Source organism: Aquimarina sp. KJ22-3 (assembly GCF_055808215.1).
In genome coordinates this window covers 4,206,993-4,221,249 of record NZ_CM147859.1, presented here as the reverse complement: position 1 = coordinate 4,221,249, position 14,257 = coordinate 4,206,993, and the positions used below count along the sequence as shown (strand labels likewise).

26 protein-coding genes are annotated in these 14,257 nt (G+C 37.4%); all 26 read left to right on the top strand.

The window, feature by feature from the left end; translation table 11 throughout:
* The first annotated feature begins 212 nt into the window (after positions 1 to 212).
* On the top strand, positions 213 to 587 hold the full coding sequence (rpsL, locus tag AC0L3Q_RS19630; RefSeq protein WP_024770883.1) for a 30S ribosomal protein S12: 375 nt from the start codon (positions 213 to 215) through the stop codon (positions 585 to 587).
* A gap of 20 nt (positions 588 to 607) precedes the next feature.
* Positions 608 to 1,084 (top strand): 30S ribosomal protein S7, encoded by a 477-nt coding sequence (gene rpsG, locus AC0L3Q_RS19625; protein WP_073316841.1) that lies wholly within the window; start codon positions 608 to 610, stop codon positions 1,082 to 1,084.
* A 12-nt stretch (positions 1,085 to 1,096) separates the two neighbouring features.
* Entirely contained in the window at positions 1,097 to 3,223 is a 2,127-nt protein-coding gene (gene fusA, locus AC0L3Q_RS19620; RefSeq protein ID WP_473282174.1) for an elongation factor G, read from the top strand.
* A gap of 11 nt (positions 3,224 to 3,234) precedes the next feature.
* Complete coding sequence (gene rpsJ / locus AC0L3Q_RS19615; RefSeq protein ID WP_010181931.1) at positions 3,235 to 3,540, top strand: 30S ribosomal protein S10; 306 nt, start codon at positions 3,235 to 3,237, stop codon at positions 3,538 to 3,540.
* A gap of 207 nt (positions 3,541 to 3,747) precedes the next feature.
* Positions 3,748 to 4,365, top strand: coding sequence for a 50S ribosomal protein L3 (gene rplC / locus AC0L3Q_RS19610; protein WP_073316845.1), 618 nt, complete (start codon positions 3,748 to 3,750; stop codon positions 4,363 to 4,365).
* Entirely contained in the window at positions 4,365 to 4,994 is a 630-nt protein-coding gene (gene rplD, locus AC0L3Q_RS19605; RefSeq protein ID WP_073316847.1) for a 50S ribosomal protein L4, read from the top strand. The genes rplC and rplD overlap by 1 nt, the downstream gene beginning before the upstream one ends.
* Positions 4,995 to 4,999: 5 nt before the next feature.
* A complete protein-coding gene (gene rplW / locus AC0L3Q_RS19600) occupies positions 5,000 to 5,290 on the top strand; it encodes a 50S ribosomal protein L23 (RefSeq protein WP_073316849.1) in 291 nt (96 codons plus the stop codon).
* A 9-nt stretch (positions 5,291 to 5,299) separates the two neighbouring features.
* Positions 5,300 to 6,124 (top strand): 50S ribosomal protein L2, encoded by an 825-nt coding sequence (rplB, locus tag AC0L3Q_RS19595; RefSeq protein WP_073316851.1) that lies wholly within the window; start codon positions 5,300 to 5,302, stop codon positions 6,122 to 6,124.
* A 6-nt stretch (positions 6,125 to 6,130) separates the two neighbouring features.
* The gene (gene rpsS / locus AC0L3Q_RS19590) at positions 6,131 to 6,409 is read left to right on the top strand and encodes a 30S ribosomal protein S19 (protein ID WP_024770876.1); all 279 of its coding nucleotides are present in this window, start codon (positions 6,131 to 6,133) and stop codon (positions 6,407 to 6,409) included.
* 8 nt (positions 6,410 to 6,417) lie between these two features.
* A complete protein-coding gene (gene rplV, locus AC0L3Q_RS19585) occupies positions 6,418 to 6,825 on the top strand; it encodes a 50S ribosomal protein L22 (RefSeq protein ID WP_473282169.1) in 408 nt (135 codons plus the stop codon).
* An 8-nt stretch (positions 6,826 to 6,833) separates the two neighbouring features.
* The gene (gene rpsC, locus AC0L3Q_RS19580) at positions 6,834 to 7,556 is read left to right on the top strand and encodes a 30S ribosomal protein S3 (RefSeq protein WP_073316854.1); all 723 of its coding nucleotides are present in this window, start codon (positions 6,834 to 6,836) and stop codon (positions 7,554 to 7,556) included.
* Between the two features lie 20 nt (positions 7,557 to 7,576).
* The gene (gene rplP, locus AC0L3Q_RS19575; protein WP_473282168.1) at positions 7,577 to 7,996 is read left to right on the top strand and encodes a 50S ribosomal protein L16; all 420 of its coding nucleotides are present in this window, start codon (positions 7,577 to 7,579) and stop codon (positions 7,994 to 7,996) included.
* A gap of 15 nt (positions 7,997 to 8,011) precedes the next feature.
* Complete coding sequence (rpmC, locus tag AC0L3Q_RS19570) at positions 8,012 to 8,206, top strand: 50S ribosomal protein L29 (protein WP_027411972.1); 195 nt, start codon at positions 8,012 to 8,014, stop codon at positions 8,204 to 8,206.
* Between the two features lie 12 nt (positions 8,207 to 8,218).
* Complete coding sequence (rpsQ, locus tag AC0L3Q_RS19565) at positions 8,219 to 8,476, top strand: 30S ribosomal protein S17 (protein ID WP_034243856.1); 258 nt, start codon at positions 8,219 to 8,221, stop codon at positions 8,474 to 8,476.
* Positions 8,477 to 8,478: 2 nt separating this feature from the next.
* On the top strand, positions 8,479 to 8,847 hold the full coding sequence (gene rplN, locus AC0L3Q_RS19560; protein WP_073316857.1) for a 50S ribosomal protein L14: 369 nt from the start codon (positions 8,479 to 8,481) through the stop codon (positions 8,845 to 8,847).
* A 12-nt stretch (positions 8,848 to 8,859) separates the two neighbouring features.
* On the top strand, positions 8,860 to 9,186 hold the full coding sequence (gene rplX, locus AC0L3Q_RS19555; protein WP_473282165.1) for a 50S ribosomal protein L24: 327 nt from the start codon (positions 8,860 to 8,862) through the stop codon (positions 9,184 to 9,186).
* A gap of 2 nt (positions 9,187 to 9,188) precedes the next feature.
* The gene (gene rplE / locus AC0L3Q_RS19550; RefSeq protein ID WP_073316860.1) at positions 9,189 to 9,740 is read left to right on the top strand and encodes a 50S ribosomal protein L5; all 552 of its coding nucleotides are present in this window, start codon (positions 9,189 to 9,191) and stop codon (positions 9,738 to 9,740) included.
* Positions 9,741 to 9,742: 2 nt separating this feature from the next.
* Entirely contained in the window at positions 9,743 to 10,012 is a 270-nt protein-coding gene (gene rpsN / locus AC0L3Q_RS19545) for a 30S ribosomal protein S14 (protein WP_073316862.1), read from the top strand.
* A gap of 66 nt (positions 10,013 to 10,078) precedes the next feature.
* Positions 10,079 to 10,477: a 30S ribosomal protein S8 gene (rpsH, locus tag AC0L3Q_RS19540; protein WP_073316864.1), complete on the top strand. Its 399-nt coding sequence runs from the start codon at positions 10,079 to 10,081 to the stop codon at positions 10,475 to 10,477.
* Positions 10,478 to 10,497: 20 nt separating this feature from the next.
* Positions 10,498 to 11,040, top strand: a complete 543-nt coding sequence (rplF, locus tag AC0L3Q_RS19535) for a 50S ribosomal protein L6 (protein WP_473282163.1) — start codon at positions 10,498 to 10,500, stop codon at positions 11,038 to 11,040.
* A 10-nt stretch (positions 11,041 to 11,050) separates the two neighbouring features.
* Positions 11,051 to 11,407, top strand: coding sequence for a 50S ribosomal protein L18 (gene rplR / locus AC0L3Q_RS19530; protein WP_073316867.1), 357 nt, complete (start codon positions 11,051 to 11,053; stop codon positions 11,405 to 11,407).
* A gap of 6 nt (positions 11,408 to 11,413) precedes the next feature.
* A complete protein-coding gene (gene rpsE / locus AC0L3Q_RS19525) occupies positions 11,414 to 11,938 on the top strand; it encodes a 30S ribosomal protein S5 (RefSeq protein WP_073316869.1) in 525 nt (174 codons plus the stop codon).
* Positions 11,939 to 11,949: 11 nt separating this feature from the next.
* Positions 11,950 to 12,129, top strand: coding sequence for a 50S ribosomal protein L30 (gene rpmD / locus AC0L3Q_RS19520; protein ID WP_027392536.1), 180 nt, complete (start codon positions 11,950 to 11,952; stop codon positions 12,127 to 12,129).
* Positions 12,130 to 12,138: 9 nt separating this feature from the next.
* Positions 12,139 to 12,591: a 50S ribosomal protein L15 gene (gene rplO, locus AC0L3Q_RS19515; protein WP_473282160.1), complete on the top strand. Its 453-nt coding sequence runs from the start codon at positions 12,139 to 12,141 to the stop codon at positions 12,589 to 12,591.
* A 10-nt stretch (positions 12,592 to 12,601) separates the two neighbouring features.
* Entirely contained in the window at positions 12,602 to 13,942 is a 1,341-nt protein-coding gene (gene secY / locus AC0L3Q_RS19510; protein ID WP_473282158.1) for a preprotein translocase subunit SecY, read from the top strand.
* On the top strand, positions 13,942 to 14,157 hold the full coding sequence (gene infA / locus AC0L3Q_RS19505; protein WP_008613577.1) for a translation initiation factor IF-1: 216 nt from the start codon (positions 13,942 to 13,944) through the stop codon (positions 14,155 to 14,157). The genes secY and infA overlap by 1 nt, the downstream gene beginning before the upstream one ends.
* The last annotated feature ends 100 nt before the right edge of the window (positions 14,158 to 14,257 follow it).

Here is a 14,257-nt window from a genome sequence, read left to right as displayed (position 1 = left end):
CCATATATACTATGAGTTCTTTGGTCGGAATGTGGTTAGTGGATTCTGAAAATGAGTTTTTCTTCTGTTCTTATTTATGATGTATTTTTGCAGGTATTTTTAATTCTTTAAAAATTAATGTACTAGGATTTGATTTGCTCAAAAATATTTCTACCTTTGCAGCCCTTTTAAAGGGATATTTTAAAATTTTTAATAATAGTGTAAAGCAAATTATGCCAACAATTTCACAATTAGTACGAAAAGGTAGAGCCAAAATAACTAAGAAGAGTAAATCGGCTGCTTTGGATTCGTGCCCGCAACGTCGCGGTGTATGTACTCGTGTATACACTACTACTCCTAAGAAACCAAATTCTGCGATGCGTAAAGTAGCGCGTGTTAGGTTAACTAATGGAAAAGAAGTGAATGCATACATCGGTGGTGAAGGTCACAATCTCCAGGAGCACTCGATAGTATTAGTTAGAGGTGGAAGGGTAAAAGATTTACCAGGAGTTAGATATCACATTGTTCGTGGAGCTTTGGACACCGCTGGTGTTGAAGGTAGAACACAACGTAGATCTAAATACGGTGCAAAACGCCCTAAAAAGTAATTAAAAAACTTTAAGAAGAAATGAGAAAAAGAAAGGCTAAAAAAAGACCGATTTTACCAGATCCTCGTTTTAACGATCAATTAGTGACTCGTTTTGTAAACATGATGATGTGGGATGGTAAGAAATCTGTTGCTTTCAAGATTTTTTATGATGCGATTGATATCGTAGATCAGAAAAAACAAAATGAGGAAAAAACTGCATTAGAAATGTGGAAAGATGCATTGTCTAATGTAATGCCTCACGTAGAAGTACGAAGCCGAAGAGTTGGTGGAGCTACTTTTCAAATTCCTAATCCAATCAGACCAGACCGTAAGATATCTACTGCTATGAAGTGGTTGATTCAGTTTGCTCGTAAGAGAAACGAAAAATCTATGGCTCAAAAACTTGCTGCAGAAATTATCGCTGCAGAAAAAGAAGAAGGAGCTGCGGTTAAGAAAAGAGTTGATACTCACAAAATGGCTGAAGCAAATAAAGCATTCTCACACTTTAGATTTTAATCAATAACAGAAATGGCTAGAGATTTAAAATATACAAGAAACATAGGAATTGCTGCGCACATTGACGCAGGAAAGACAACGACTACAGAGCGTATTCTTTATTACACTGGTGTAAGTCATAAAATAGGTGAGGTGCACGATGGTGCGGCTACTATGGACTGGATGGAGCAAGAGCAGGAAAGAGGTATTACAATTACTTCTGCTGCTACCACTTGTACGTGGAACTTCCCAACAGAAAATGGTAAGCCAACTGCAGATGCAAAAGGATACCACTTCAATATTATTGATACTCCGGGACACGTTGATTTTACCGTAGAGGTGAATCGTTCTTTACGTGTACTTGACGGATTAGTTTTCTTATTTAGTGCAGTTGATGGTGTAGAGCCTCAATCTGAAACTAACTGGAGACTAGCTGATAATTACAAAGTTCCAAGAATGGGGTTTGTAAACAAAATGGATCGTCAGGGATCTAACTTTTTAGCGGTTTGTAATCAGGTAAAAGAAATGTTAGGATCAAATGCTGTCCCTATCGTTTTGAATATCGGTGAAGAAGCTGATTTTAAAGGTATTGTTGATCTTGTGAAGAACCGTGCTATCGTATGGCATGATGAAACTCAAGGAGCAACATTTGATGTTATCGACATTCCTGAAGAACTTAAAGCTGAAGCAAAAGAACTTAGAGGTAAGCTTATCGAAGAGGTAGCTGCTTATGACGAGGATCTTTTAGAAAAATACATGGAAGACGAGGAGTCTATTACTGAAGAGGAAGTGCATGCTGCACTTAGAGCTGCGGTAATGGATATGTCTATTATTCCAATGGTATGTGGTTCTGCTTTTAAAAATAAAGGAGTACAGTTCTTATTAGATGCTGTATGTCGTTACCTACCTTCTCCAACGGATAAGGATGCAATTGTTGGAACTGATCCTAACACAGATGAAGAGATTTCTCGTAAGCCTGATGTTAAGGAGCCGTTTTCTGCATTAGCATTTAAGATTGCTACAGATCCTTTCGTAGGTCGTTTGGCTTTCTTCCGTGCGTATTCAGGTAGATTGGATGCAGGTTCTTATGTGTTAAATAACCGTTCTGGAAAGAAAGAACGTATTTCTCGTATTTACCAGATGCACTCTAACAAGCAAAATGCAATTGAATATATTGAGGCAGGAGATATTGGTGCAGCTGTAGGTTTTAAAGATATTAAAACTGGAGATACATTATCAGATGAGAAGAATCCAATTGTTCTTGAATCAATGGACTTCCCTGATCCGGTAATTGGTATCGCTGTAGAGCCAAAAACAAAGGCTGACGTAGATAAATTAGGAATGGCTTTGGCTAAGTTAGCAGAAGAAGATCCTACATTTACTGTAAGAACAGATGAAGCTTCAGGACAGACTATTATTTCTGGAATGGGTGAGCTTCACTTAGATATTATTGTTGACCGTTTAAAGCGTGAATTTAAAGTAGAGGTTAACCAAGGGCAACCACAGGTTGAGTACAAAGAAGCTATTACCGCTCGTGCAGAACATAGAGAAGTGTACAAGAAGCAATCTGGTGGTCGTGGTAAATTCGCAGATATTGTATTTACTATGGAGCCTGCTGAAGAAGGTAAAGTTGGTCTTGAATTCGTTTCTGAGATTAAAGGTGGTAACGTTCCTAAAGAATTTATCCCTTCTGTAGAAAAAGGATTCAAAGTGGCTATGAAAAATGGACCTTTGGCTGGATACGAAATGGATGCAATGAAAGTGACACTTACCGATGGTTCTTACCACGATGTGGATTCTGATCAATTGTCATTCGAATTGGCTGCGAAATTAGGTTACAAAGCTGCCGCAAAAGCTGCAAGAGCTGTAATCATGGAGCCAATCATGAAGCTAGAGGTAATCACTCCAGAAGAAAACATGGGAGATATCGTTGGTGACCTTAACAGAAGAAGAGGTCAAGTTAATGATATGGGAGATCGTTCAGGATCAAAAGTTGTGAAAGCTATCGTTCCTCTTTCAGAAATGTTTGGTTATGTAACTTCATTAAGAACATTATCTTCTGGTAGAGCAACATCTACGATGGAATTTTCTCACTATGCAGAGACTCCTTCTAATATTTCAGAAGAAGTAATTGCAGCTGCAAAAGGAGTTAACGCTTAATTATTACAGAAATGAGTCAAAAAATCAGAATAAAACTAAAATCTTACGATCACAACTTGGTAGACAAGTCTGCTGAGAAAATCGTAAAGACGGTAAAGAGTACAGGAGCTGTAGTAACTGGGCCAATTCCTTTACCAACACATAAGAAAATTTTTACTGTACTACGTTCTCCACACGTAAACAAAAAGTCAAGAGAGCAATTTCAATTAAGTTCTTACAAAAGACTTTTGGATATCTATAGTTCTTCTTCAAAAACGATTGATGCGTTGATGAAGTTAGAGTTACCAAGTGGTGTAGAAGTAGAGATCAAAGTATAATTGATTTAGACTCCGCTCAACAACGTTAATATTAAATTGTTGAGCGGAGTCAAAACAAACATGTCCCAAGCTGCGTGCGAGGGAAAAACGGCAAAAATACATTTCAGGGTTGAAGGTATTTTTAGCCCTGTTTTTTTGTAAAAGAATAAAGAGAAGTCAAGATGTAGTTTTGACTTTAAATAAGAATAATTAATAAATAATTTAAATATGTCTGGGTTAATAGGAAAAAAGATCGGTATGACCAGCATCTTCGACGAGAATGGAAAGAATATTCCATGTACAGTGATCGAAGCTGGGCCATGCGTGGTTACCCAAGTCAGAACCAATGAGGTTGACGGTTATGATGCTGTTCAATTAGGTTTCGATGACAAAGCAGACAAAAATGCTTCAAAAGCGGCTTTAGGTCACTTTAAAAAAGCAGGAACTGTTGCTAAACGTAAAGTTGTCGAGTTTAAAGGTTTTGATGAGGAGTACAAATTAGGTGACACGATAACAGTAGAGCACTTCGCAGAAGGAGAGTTTGTTGACGTTTCAGGAACTTCAAAAGGTAAAGGTTTCCAAGGGGTTGTAAAAAGACACGGTTTTGGCGGTGTTGGACAAGCAACTCACGGACAGCACAACCGATTAAGAGCTCCTGGTTCTATTGGTGCTGCATCCTACCCTGCAAGAGTATTCAAAGGAATGCGTATGGCAGGTAGAATGGGTGGAGAAAAAGTAAAAGTTCAAAACTTAAGAGTGTTAAAAGTAGTTCCTGAAAAGAACTTACTTGTAGTAAAGGGATGTGTTCCTGGTCATAAAAACACTTATGTAACGATTCAGAAGTAATGAAAGTAGCAGTTGTTGATATAAACGGAAAAGAAACAGGAAGAAAGGTAGACCTTTCTGATGCTGTTTTCGGTATAGAGCCAAACAATCATGCTGTATACTTAGATGTGAAACAATTCTTGGCGAATCAACGTCAGGGAACTCATAAAGCTAAGGAAAGAGCTGAGATTGCTGGTAGTACCAGAAAGATAAAGAAACAAAAAGGAACTGGAACTGCCAGAGCTGGTAGTATCAAGTCTCCTGTTTTTAAAGGAGGAGGTAGAATTTTTGGTCCAAGACCACGTAACTACTCTTTTAAATTAAATAAGAACTTAAAAAGATTAGCACGTAAATCTGCCTTAAGTATCAAAGCAAATGACAAAGCGATAACCGTTATCGAAGACTTTAATTTTGATGCTCCAAAGACAAAGAATTTTACAGCAATTTTGAAGTCCTTAGGGCTTGAAAACAAAAAATCTTTGTTTGTGTTGGCAGAGTCAAATAATAATGTATATTTGTCGTCGCGCAATTTGAAAAGTTCAGAAGTTATAACCGCTTCAGAATTAAGTACTTACAAAATACTTAATGCAAACAGCGTTGTACTTTTGGAAGGTTCTTTGAAAGGAATTGAAACGAATTTAAGTAAATAGAAGCCATGAGTATCTTAATAAAACCTATTATTACGGAAAAGGCTACTAACGATAGTGAAGTATATAACCGCTATGGTTTTGTAGTAGATAAGAAAGCGAATAAGGTAGAGATCAAAAAGGCAGTTGAGGCTGCTTATGGTGTATCTGTTACTAAAGTTCGCACAATAAATGTCCGTCCGGATCGCAAGGTTCGTTATACCAAAACTGGTATGATCACTGGTAAAACAAGCGCTTACAAAAAAGCAATTGTACAGGTGGCGGAAGGTGATGTAATTGATTTATATAGTAATCTTTAAGACTAGAAAATGTCAGTAAGAAAATTAAAACCAATTACCCCAGGTCAGCGTTTTAGAGTAGTAAATGGATTTGACGCAATTACTACTGATAAGCCGGAGAAAAGTTTATTAGCTCCGAAGAAAAGATCTGGAGGTAGAAACAGTCAAGGAAAGATGACAATCCGCTACAAGGGTGGAGGTCATAAAAGAAGGTATCGTATTATTGATTTTAAACGTGATAAGCATGGAATCCCTGCTACCGTTGCAACAATCGAATACGATCCAAACAGAACTGCTTTTATAGCGTTAGTAAATTACCAAGATGGTGAAAAGCGCTATGTTATCGCTCAAAATGGACTTCAAGTAGGGCAAAACATTGTTTCTGGAAACAATGTGGCACCAGAAATTGGTAACGCAATGCCTTTAAGTGATATCCCATTAGGTACTATTATTTCTTGTATAGAGTTAAGACCAGGTCAAGGTGCTGTTATGGCACGTAGTGCTGGTTCTTTTGCTCAATTGATGGCTCGTGATGGTAAGTTTGCAACTGTAAAGTTACCTTCTGGCGAGGTGAGAATGGTATTGGTTAACTGTATGGCAACTATCGGTGCAGTATCTAACAGTGATCATCAATTGATCGTTGGTGGTAAAGCTGGTAGATCTAGATGGTTAGGTCGCAGGCCACGTACAAGACCAGTAGCGATGAACCCGGTAGATCATCCAATGGGTGGTGGTGAAGGACGTTCTTCTGGAGGTCACCCACGTTCTAGAAAAGGTCTTCCTGCAAAAGGATTTAGAACCCGTTCTAAGACGAAAGCGAGTAATAAGTATATTGTAGAACGTAGAAAGAAATAATAAGATATGGCACGTTCATTAAAAAAAGGACCTTACGTTCACTATAAGTTAGAGAAAAAAGTAGCTGCTAATGTAGAGGCTAACAAAAAGTCTGTAATCAAGACTTGGTCTAGAGCATCTATGATTACTCCTGACTTTGTAGGGCAAACAATTGCAGTTCATAATGGTCGACAGTTTGTTCCTGTATATATTACAGAGAACATGGTAGGTCATAAATTAGGAGAATTTTCGCCAACTCGTTCATTTAGAGGACACGCTGGTGCTAAAAATAAAGGTAAAAAATAATTTAAGCTATGGGAGTTCGTAAAAAAGAAATGGCGGATAGAATTAAGGAAGAGAAAAAGCAAGTTGCTTTTGCTAAGCTTAATAACTGCCCTACGTCACCACGCAAAATGCGTTTGGTAGCAGACTTGATCCGTGGTGAGAAAGTAGAAAGAGCGCTTCATATTCTTAGATTTAGCCAAAAGGAGGCAGCACGTCGTTTAGAGAAGCTGTTGCTTTCTGCTATAGCAAACTGGCAGGCGAAAAATGAAGACGCTAGTATAGAGGATGCGGATCTATTCATTAAAGAAATTCGTGTAGACGGAGGAAGTATGTTAAAGAGACTTCGTCCAGCTCCACAAGGTCGCGCACACAGAATTAGAAAACGTTCAAATCACGTAACAATCGTGTTAGGAGCAAAAAATAATACACAAAGCTAATATAGACTATGGGACAGAAGACAAATCCAATCGGAAATCGCCTTGGTATCATTAGAGGTTGGGAATCCAACTGGTACGGAGGTAATGACTACGGTGATAAACTTGCCGAAGACGATAAGATTAGAAAGTATGTACATGCGCGTTTATCAAAAGCTAGTGTATCAAGAGTAATCATTGAGCGTACGCTTAAACTTGTAACCGTTACTATCACTACTGCTAGACCTGGTATCATTATCGGAAAAGGTGGTCAAGAGGTAGACAAGTTAAAAGAAGAGCTTAAGAAGATTACAGAGAAGGAAGTTCAGATCAACATCTTTGAAATCAAGAGACCTGAGCTGGATTCATACTTAGTAGCATCAAGTGTTGCAAGACAAATAGAAAGTCGTATTTCTTACCGTCGTGCAATCAAGATGGCTATTGCGGCTGCAATGAGAATGAATGCAGAAGGAATTAAAATTCAGATTTCAGGGCGTTTGAATGGAGCTGAAATGGCACGTTCAGAAGCTTACAAAGAAGGTCGAATTCCTTTATCTACATTTAGAGCTGACATAGATTATGCTTTAGTTGAAGCTCATACTACTTACGGTAGATTGGGTGTGAAAGTATGGATCATGAAAGGCGAAGTATATGGTAAAAGAGAACTTTCTCCTTTAGTTGGTTTATCCAAGAAACAAGGAAAAGGTGACAGAGGTGGACGAAGTGGTGGTAATAAGTCACGTCGTAGAAAGTAATTTTTTAAAGTAAATTAACAATGTTACAGCCTAAAAGAACAAAATTCCGTAAGCAACAAAAAGGTCGTATGAAAGGTCTTTCTCAAAGAGGACACCAGCTTTCAAACGGTACTTTCGGAATCAAATCATTAGATTCAAATTTTGTTACTGCTAGACAAATTGAAGCAGCTCGTATTTCTGCTACTCGTTATATGAAAAGAGAGGGGTCTCTGTGGATTAAAATTTTCCCAGACAAGCCAATTACAAAAAAGCCTCTTGAAGTACGTATGGGTAAAGGAAAAGGTGCGGTTGAATACTGGGCAGCAGTAGTAAAACCAGGAAGAATATTATTTGAAGTTAGTGGTGTGCCTTATGACGTAGCTAAAGAAGCATTACGTTTGGCAGCTCAAAAACTTCCCGTGAGAACTAAGTTTATTGTAGCTAGAGATTATCAAGCTTAAAATTGAAGATTTATTATGAAGCAATCAGAAGTTAAAGAATTATCTACAGCTGAATTACAAGAAGAACTTGGTAAGTCACAAAAAGCATATTCAGATTTAAGAATGGCTCACGCGATGTCTCCACTAGAAAATCCTTTACAATTACGTAAAGTAAGAAGATCTATTGCAAGAATTGCTACAGAGCTAACAAAAAGAGAATTAAACGGTTAATTCTGCTGAAAGATGGAAAAAAGAAACTTAAGAAAAGAACGTATAGGTGTTGTTACAAGTAACAAAATGCAGAAATCAATCGTGGTTTCTGAGGTGAAAAAAGTAAAACACCCGATGTACGGAAAGTTCGTGTTAAAAACGAAAAAATACGTTGCACACGACGAGAAAAACGACTGCAATATTGGTGATACTGTAAAGATCATGGAAACAAGACCTATGAGTAAAACCAAATGCTGGAGATTAGTAGAAGTAATTGAAAGAGCGAAGTAATTATGGTACAACAAGAGTCTAGATTAAAAGTAGCCGATAACACAGGGGCTAAAGAAGTTTTAGCAATTCGTGTTCTAGGTGGTACAGGAAGAAGATACGCCTCTGTAGGAGACAAAATAGTTGTCAGTGTAAAAGAAGCGACTCCTAATGGAAACATCAAAAAAGGAGCGGTTTCTACTGCAGTTGTAGTTCGTACTAAAAAAGAGGTACGCAGACCAGATGGTTCTTATATCCGTTTCGATGATAACGCATGTGTTTTATTAAACCCTGCCGGAGAAATGAGAGGAACTCGTGTATTTGGTCCTGTGGCAAGAGAACTTCGTGATAAGCAATTCATGAAGATTGTTTCACTAGCGCCAGAAGTGCTTTAAAATAATTTAAAGATGACAAAGCTTAAAATTAAAACAGGAGATACAGTAAAAGTTATCGCTGGTGCTCATAAGAGTACTACGAACAATGCTGTTACTGGAAAGGTATTAAAGGTACTACGTGAAGAAAACAAAGCTATCGTAGAGGGAGTGAATATCGTAAAGAAACATGCGAAACCAAGTGCTCAGAATCCTCAAGGTGGTATTGTAGAAAAAGAAGCACCTATTCATATTTCTAACTTAGCGTTGATGACTTCTAAAGGAGAGGCAACAAGAGTTGGATATAGAATGGAAGGAGATAAGAAAGTGAGATTTTCTAAAAAATCTAATGAAGTAATATAGTTATGGCTTATATCCCAAGACTAAAACAAGAGTATAAAGACCGAGTTGTGTCTGCTCTTACAGAAGAATTCAGCTATGATAATGTAATGCAGGTACCAAAACTTAAAAAAATAGTTTTGAGTAGAGGTATTGGAGCTGCAGTTGCTGATAAAAAATTGATCGACTATGCAGTTGATGAATTGACAACAATCACTGGTCAAAAAGCTGTGCCTACGATTTCTAAGAAGGATGTTGCTTCTTTCAAATTACGTAAAGGAATGCCAATTGGAGCAAAGGTTACGTTAAGAGGAGAAAGAATGTACGAATTTTTAGATCGTTTAATTACTTCAGCATTACCACGTGTAAGAGATTTTGGTGGAATCAACGCTAAAGGTTTTGATGGAAGAGGTAACTACTCAATGGGTATTACTGAACAAATCATCTTTCCTGAGATCGATATCGATAAGGTAAACAAAATTTCAGGAATGAATATTACTTTCGAAACTTCAGCGGAGACTGATAAAGAAGCAAAATCATTGTTAACCGAACTAGGATTACCTTTTAAAAAGAATTAATTATGGCTAAAGAATCAATGAAAGCCCGTGAGGTGAAGAGAGCTAAAACTGTAGCTAAATATGCTGAAAAAAGAAAGGCTTTAAAAGAAGCTGGAGATTATGAGGCGCTACAGAAATTACCAAGAAATGCTTCTCCTATCCGTAAGCACAATCGTTGTAAGCTTACAGGAAGACCAAAAGGGTACATGCGTCAGTTTGGAATTTCTCGTGTAACATTCAGAGAAATGGCAAACAAAGGATTAATTCCAGGAGTAACAAAAGCTAGTTGGTAGACTAATTTGAATTAATTGGTATAAGGTTCGGTAAACATCGAAAACCAATACCATAAACTATAAATAATGAATACAGATCCTATTGCAGATTATTTAACTAGAATTAGAAATGCAAATAGAGCTCAGCACAGAGTTGTTGAGATTCCTGCATCTAAGGTTAAAAAAGAAATTACTAAGATATTATTCGATCAAGGATATATCTTAAGTTATAAGTTTGAGGATAACTCAGTACAAGGTACGATCAAGATCGCTCTTAAGTATGATAAAATGACTAAAGAGCCAGTAATTAAAGAATTACAGAGAATAAGTAAGCCAGGTTTACGTAAGTATGCTGGATCAAAAGATATTCCAAGAATTCTTAATGGATTAGGTATAGCAATCGTTTCTACATCTCATGGTGTTATGACTGGTAAGCAGGCAAGACAAGATAATGTAGGAGGAGAAGTACTTTGTTACGTATATTAACAGTATAAAAGGCAAAAGAAATGTCAAGAATAGGAAAAAATCCAGTAACTATTCCGTCTGGTGTCACTGTAGAGGTGACAGGTAATGTTGTTACTGTTAAAGGAAAATTAGGAGAGCTTTCTCAAGAGTTTGATGCTGTTGAAGTGAAAGTAGAAGAAGGTCAGGTTGTTGTAGAAAGACCTAGTGATGTTAAAGATCATAAAGCTAAACACGGTTTATACCGAGCTTTGATCCAGAACATGGTAGTAGGTGTTTCTGAAGGTTTTACCAAAGAGTTAGAATTAGTAGGAGTTGGATATAGAGCTTCTAACCAGGGTCAAAAATTAGATTTGGCGCTTGGATTCTCGCATAACATAGTTTTAGATTTAGCTCCAGAGGTTAAGGTTGAAACTATTTCAGAAAAAGGTAAAAACCCTATTGTAAAATTGACTTCTCATGATAAGCAGTTGGTAGGACAGGTAGCCGCTAAGATTAGAGGTTTCCGTAAGCCAGAGCCTTACAAAGGAAAAGGAGTTAAATTCGTAGGAGAACAATTAAGAAGAAAAGCAGGTAAATCTGCATAATAACGAAGTTATGGCATTCTCAAAAGAATCAAGAAGATTAAAGATAAGAAAGCGAATCCGCGGAAGAATTAGCGGAACAGAACAACGTCCTAGATTATCTGTTTATAGAAGTAATAAAGAAATCTATGCTCAAGTTATAGATGATGTAACTGGTAAGACAATCAGTTCAGCTTCTTCAAGAGATAAAGACATTGCTAAGGCTAATGGAACTAAAGTTGAAATCGCAAGTTTAGTTGGAAAAGCTTTGGCAGAAAAAGCGATTAAAGCCGGTGTAGAAACAGTATCTTTTGATAGAGGAGGGTATTTGTACCACGGTAGAGTTAAATCATTGGCAGAAGGTGCTAGAGAAGCAGGACTTAAATTCTAAGAAATTATGTATCAGAAATATAAAAACGCAGAATTAGTAAAACCAAGCGGACTTGAACTAAAAGATCGTTTAGTTGGTGTGCAACGTGTGACTAAAGTAACAAAGGGTGGTAGAGCATTCGGTTTCTCTGCAATCGTTGTTGTAGGTGATGAAAACGGTGTTGTTGGTCATGGTCTTGGTAAGTCTAAGGAGGTAGCAGAAGCTATCGCTAAGGCTGTAGAAGATGCAAAAAAGAATTTGGTTCGTATTCCATTACATAAAGGTACTTTACCTCACGAACAAAAAGGTAAGTATGGTGGAGCAAGAGTATTATTAATGCCTGCTGCAACTGGTACCGGAGTAATTGCTGGTGGTGCTATCCGTGCAGTATTAGAATCTGTAGGTGTGCATGATGTACTTTCTAAGAACCAAGGATCGTCTAACCCACACAATGTAGTGAAAGCAACCTTTGATGCGTTGTTACAATTACGTAGTGCTCAGCAAGTAGCTGCACAACGTGGTATTTCACTAGAAAAGGTGTTTAAAGGATAAATTAAGGAACGATGGCAAAGATTAAAATTACTAAAGTAAAGAGCGCGATTAATCGTACTCAGAGACAGAAAAGAACTCTAGAGGCTCTAGGGCTTAAAAAGATCGGCCAGGTAGTGGAGCATGATGATACTCCTAATATCCTTGGGATGGTAAATAAAGTTAAACATTTAGTTTCAGTAGAAACAAAATAATATAAGCACATGGATTTAAGTAACTTAAAACCTGCTGCAGGTTCGGTAAAAAATAACAGTAAGCGAGTAGGTCGTGGACAAGGTTCTGGAAAAGGAGGAACTTCTACTCGTGGACATAAAGGAGCAAAGTCACGTTCTGGATATTCTAGAAAAATTGGTTTTGAAGGTGGACAAATGCCACTTCAAAGACGTGTGCCTAAGTTCGGTTTCAAGAACATCAACAGAAAAGAGTATCAAGGAATCAATCTTGACACGCTACAAAAATTAGTAGACGAAGGAAAGATAAAAGATACTGTAGATCTTGACGTGATCTTGGCAACTCGTTTAGCTAGAAAGAATGATTTGGTGAAAATACTGGGAAGAGGTGAATTGAAGGCGAAATTGAAAGTCTCAGCTCACAAATTTACAGCCACTGCAAAAGCTGCTATTGAAGCTGCTGGTGGTGAAGCAGTAACCTTATAATAAACAATTCATGAAATTCATCGATACAATAAAAAATATTTGGAAAATAGAGGAGCTAAAGAATAGAATTTTAGTCACTCTAGGCTTACTTTTGGTATATCGTTTTGGAGCTCAGGTAGTATTACCTGGTGTAGATGCTGCACAACTTGCAAATCTTAGTACCCAAGCTCAGGATGGGCTATTAGGGTTATTAAATGCCTTCACAGGAGGTGCGTTTGCAAATGCATCGGTATTTGCTTTGGGTATTATGCCTTACATTTCTGCATCTATTGTAGTGCAGCTGATGGGAATAGCGATACCGTATTTACAAAAGCTTCAAAAAGAGGGAGAAAGTGGTCGTAAAAAGATTAATCAGATAACACGTTGGTTAACAATTGCCATTACATTGGTACAGGGACCTGGGTATATTTACAATCTTTTTGCACAACTTCCTGCAGAGGCATTTGTTATTCCAAATCAAACAATTTTTGTTGTGTCATCTGTAATCATTCTTACTACAGGATGTATTTTCGCTATGTGGTTAGGAGAGAAGATAACAGACAAGGGTATTGGTAATGGTATTTCATTATTAATTATGGTAGGTATCATTGCTACATTACCTCAGTCTTTTGTACAAAACTTCTTCTCAAGAGTTTCTGGAGACGGAGGAGGAATGATTATGGTATTGATCGAATTGGTAATCTGGTTTGTGATCATATTGGCTTCAGTGCTATTGGTGATGGCGGTCCGACAAGTTCCTGTGCAATATGCTAGAAGAACAGCAAGTGGAGGATACGAGAAAAATGTTTTTGGATCTCGTCAGTACATCCCGTTAAAGTTAAATGCATCTGGAGTAATGCCAATCATTTTCGCACAAGCAATTATGTTTGTTCCTGGTTTGATTGCTGGAAGTCTTTCAGAGTCTGAGACTGCTCAGGGTATTACTGCTGCTTTTAGTGATATTTTTGGACTATGGTATAACATTGTATTTGCGTTGTTGATTATTGTATTTACCTATTTCTATACAGCGATTACAGTGCCAACAAATAAAATGGCAGACGATCTTAAACGTAGTGGTGGATTTATTCCTGGAATTCGACCAGGAAGTGAAACAGCCGAGTACTTGGATAAGATTATGTCTCAAATTACATTGCCTGGTTCTATATTCTTGGCACTTATAGCTATTTTTCCTGCTATAGCGGTAAAATTGCTTAATGTGCAAGCAGGATGGGCGTTGTTCTTTGGAGGTACTTCTTTACTTATTATGGTAGGTGTAGCGATAGATACAATGCAACAGGTAAATTCGTACTTATTGAATAGACATTACGACGGATTGATGAAATCTGGTAAAAACAGAAAAGCAGTAGCATAATGGCAAAACAACCAGCAATAGAACAAGATGGAAGTATCATAGAAGCATTGTCAAATGCAATGTTTCGTGTAGAGCTAGAAAACGGTCATGTAGTAACTGCTCATATCTCTGGAAAGATGCGAATGCACTACATTAAGTTGTTGCCTGGAGATAAGGTAAAGCTAGAAATGAGTCCATACGATTTGACAAAAGCTCGTATCACATACAGATACTAATTTTAGAAGATATTGTTATTTAATTTTTTTCCGTAATTTTGCACGCTGAAAAAATAAATAAATATCTCTATAGATGATATCCTGTTTTTCAGGAATATGA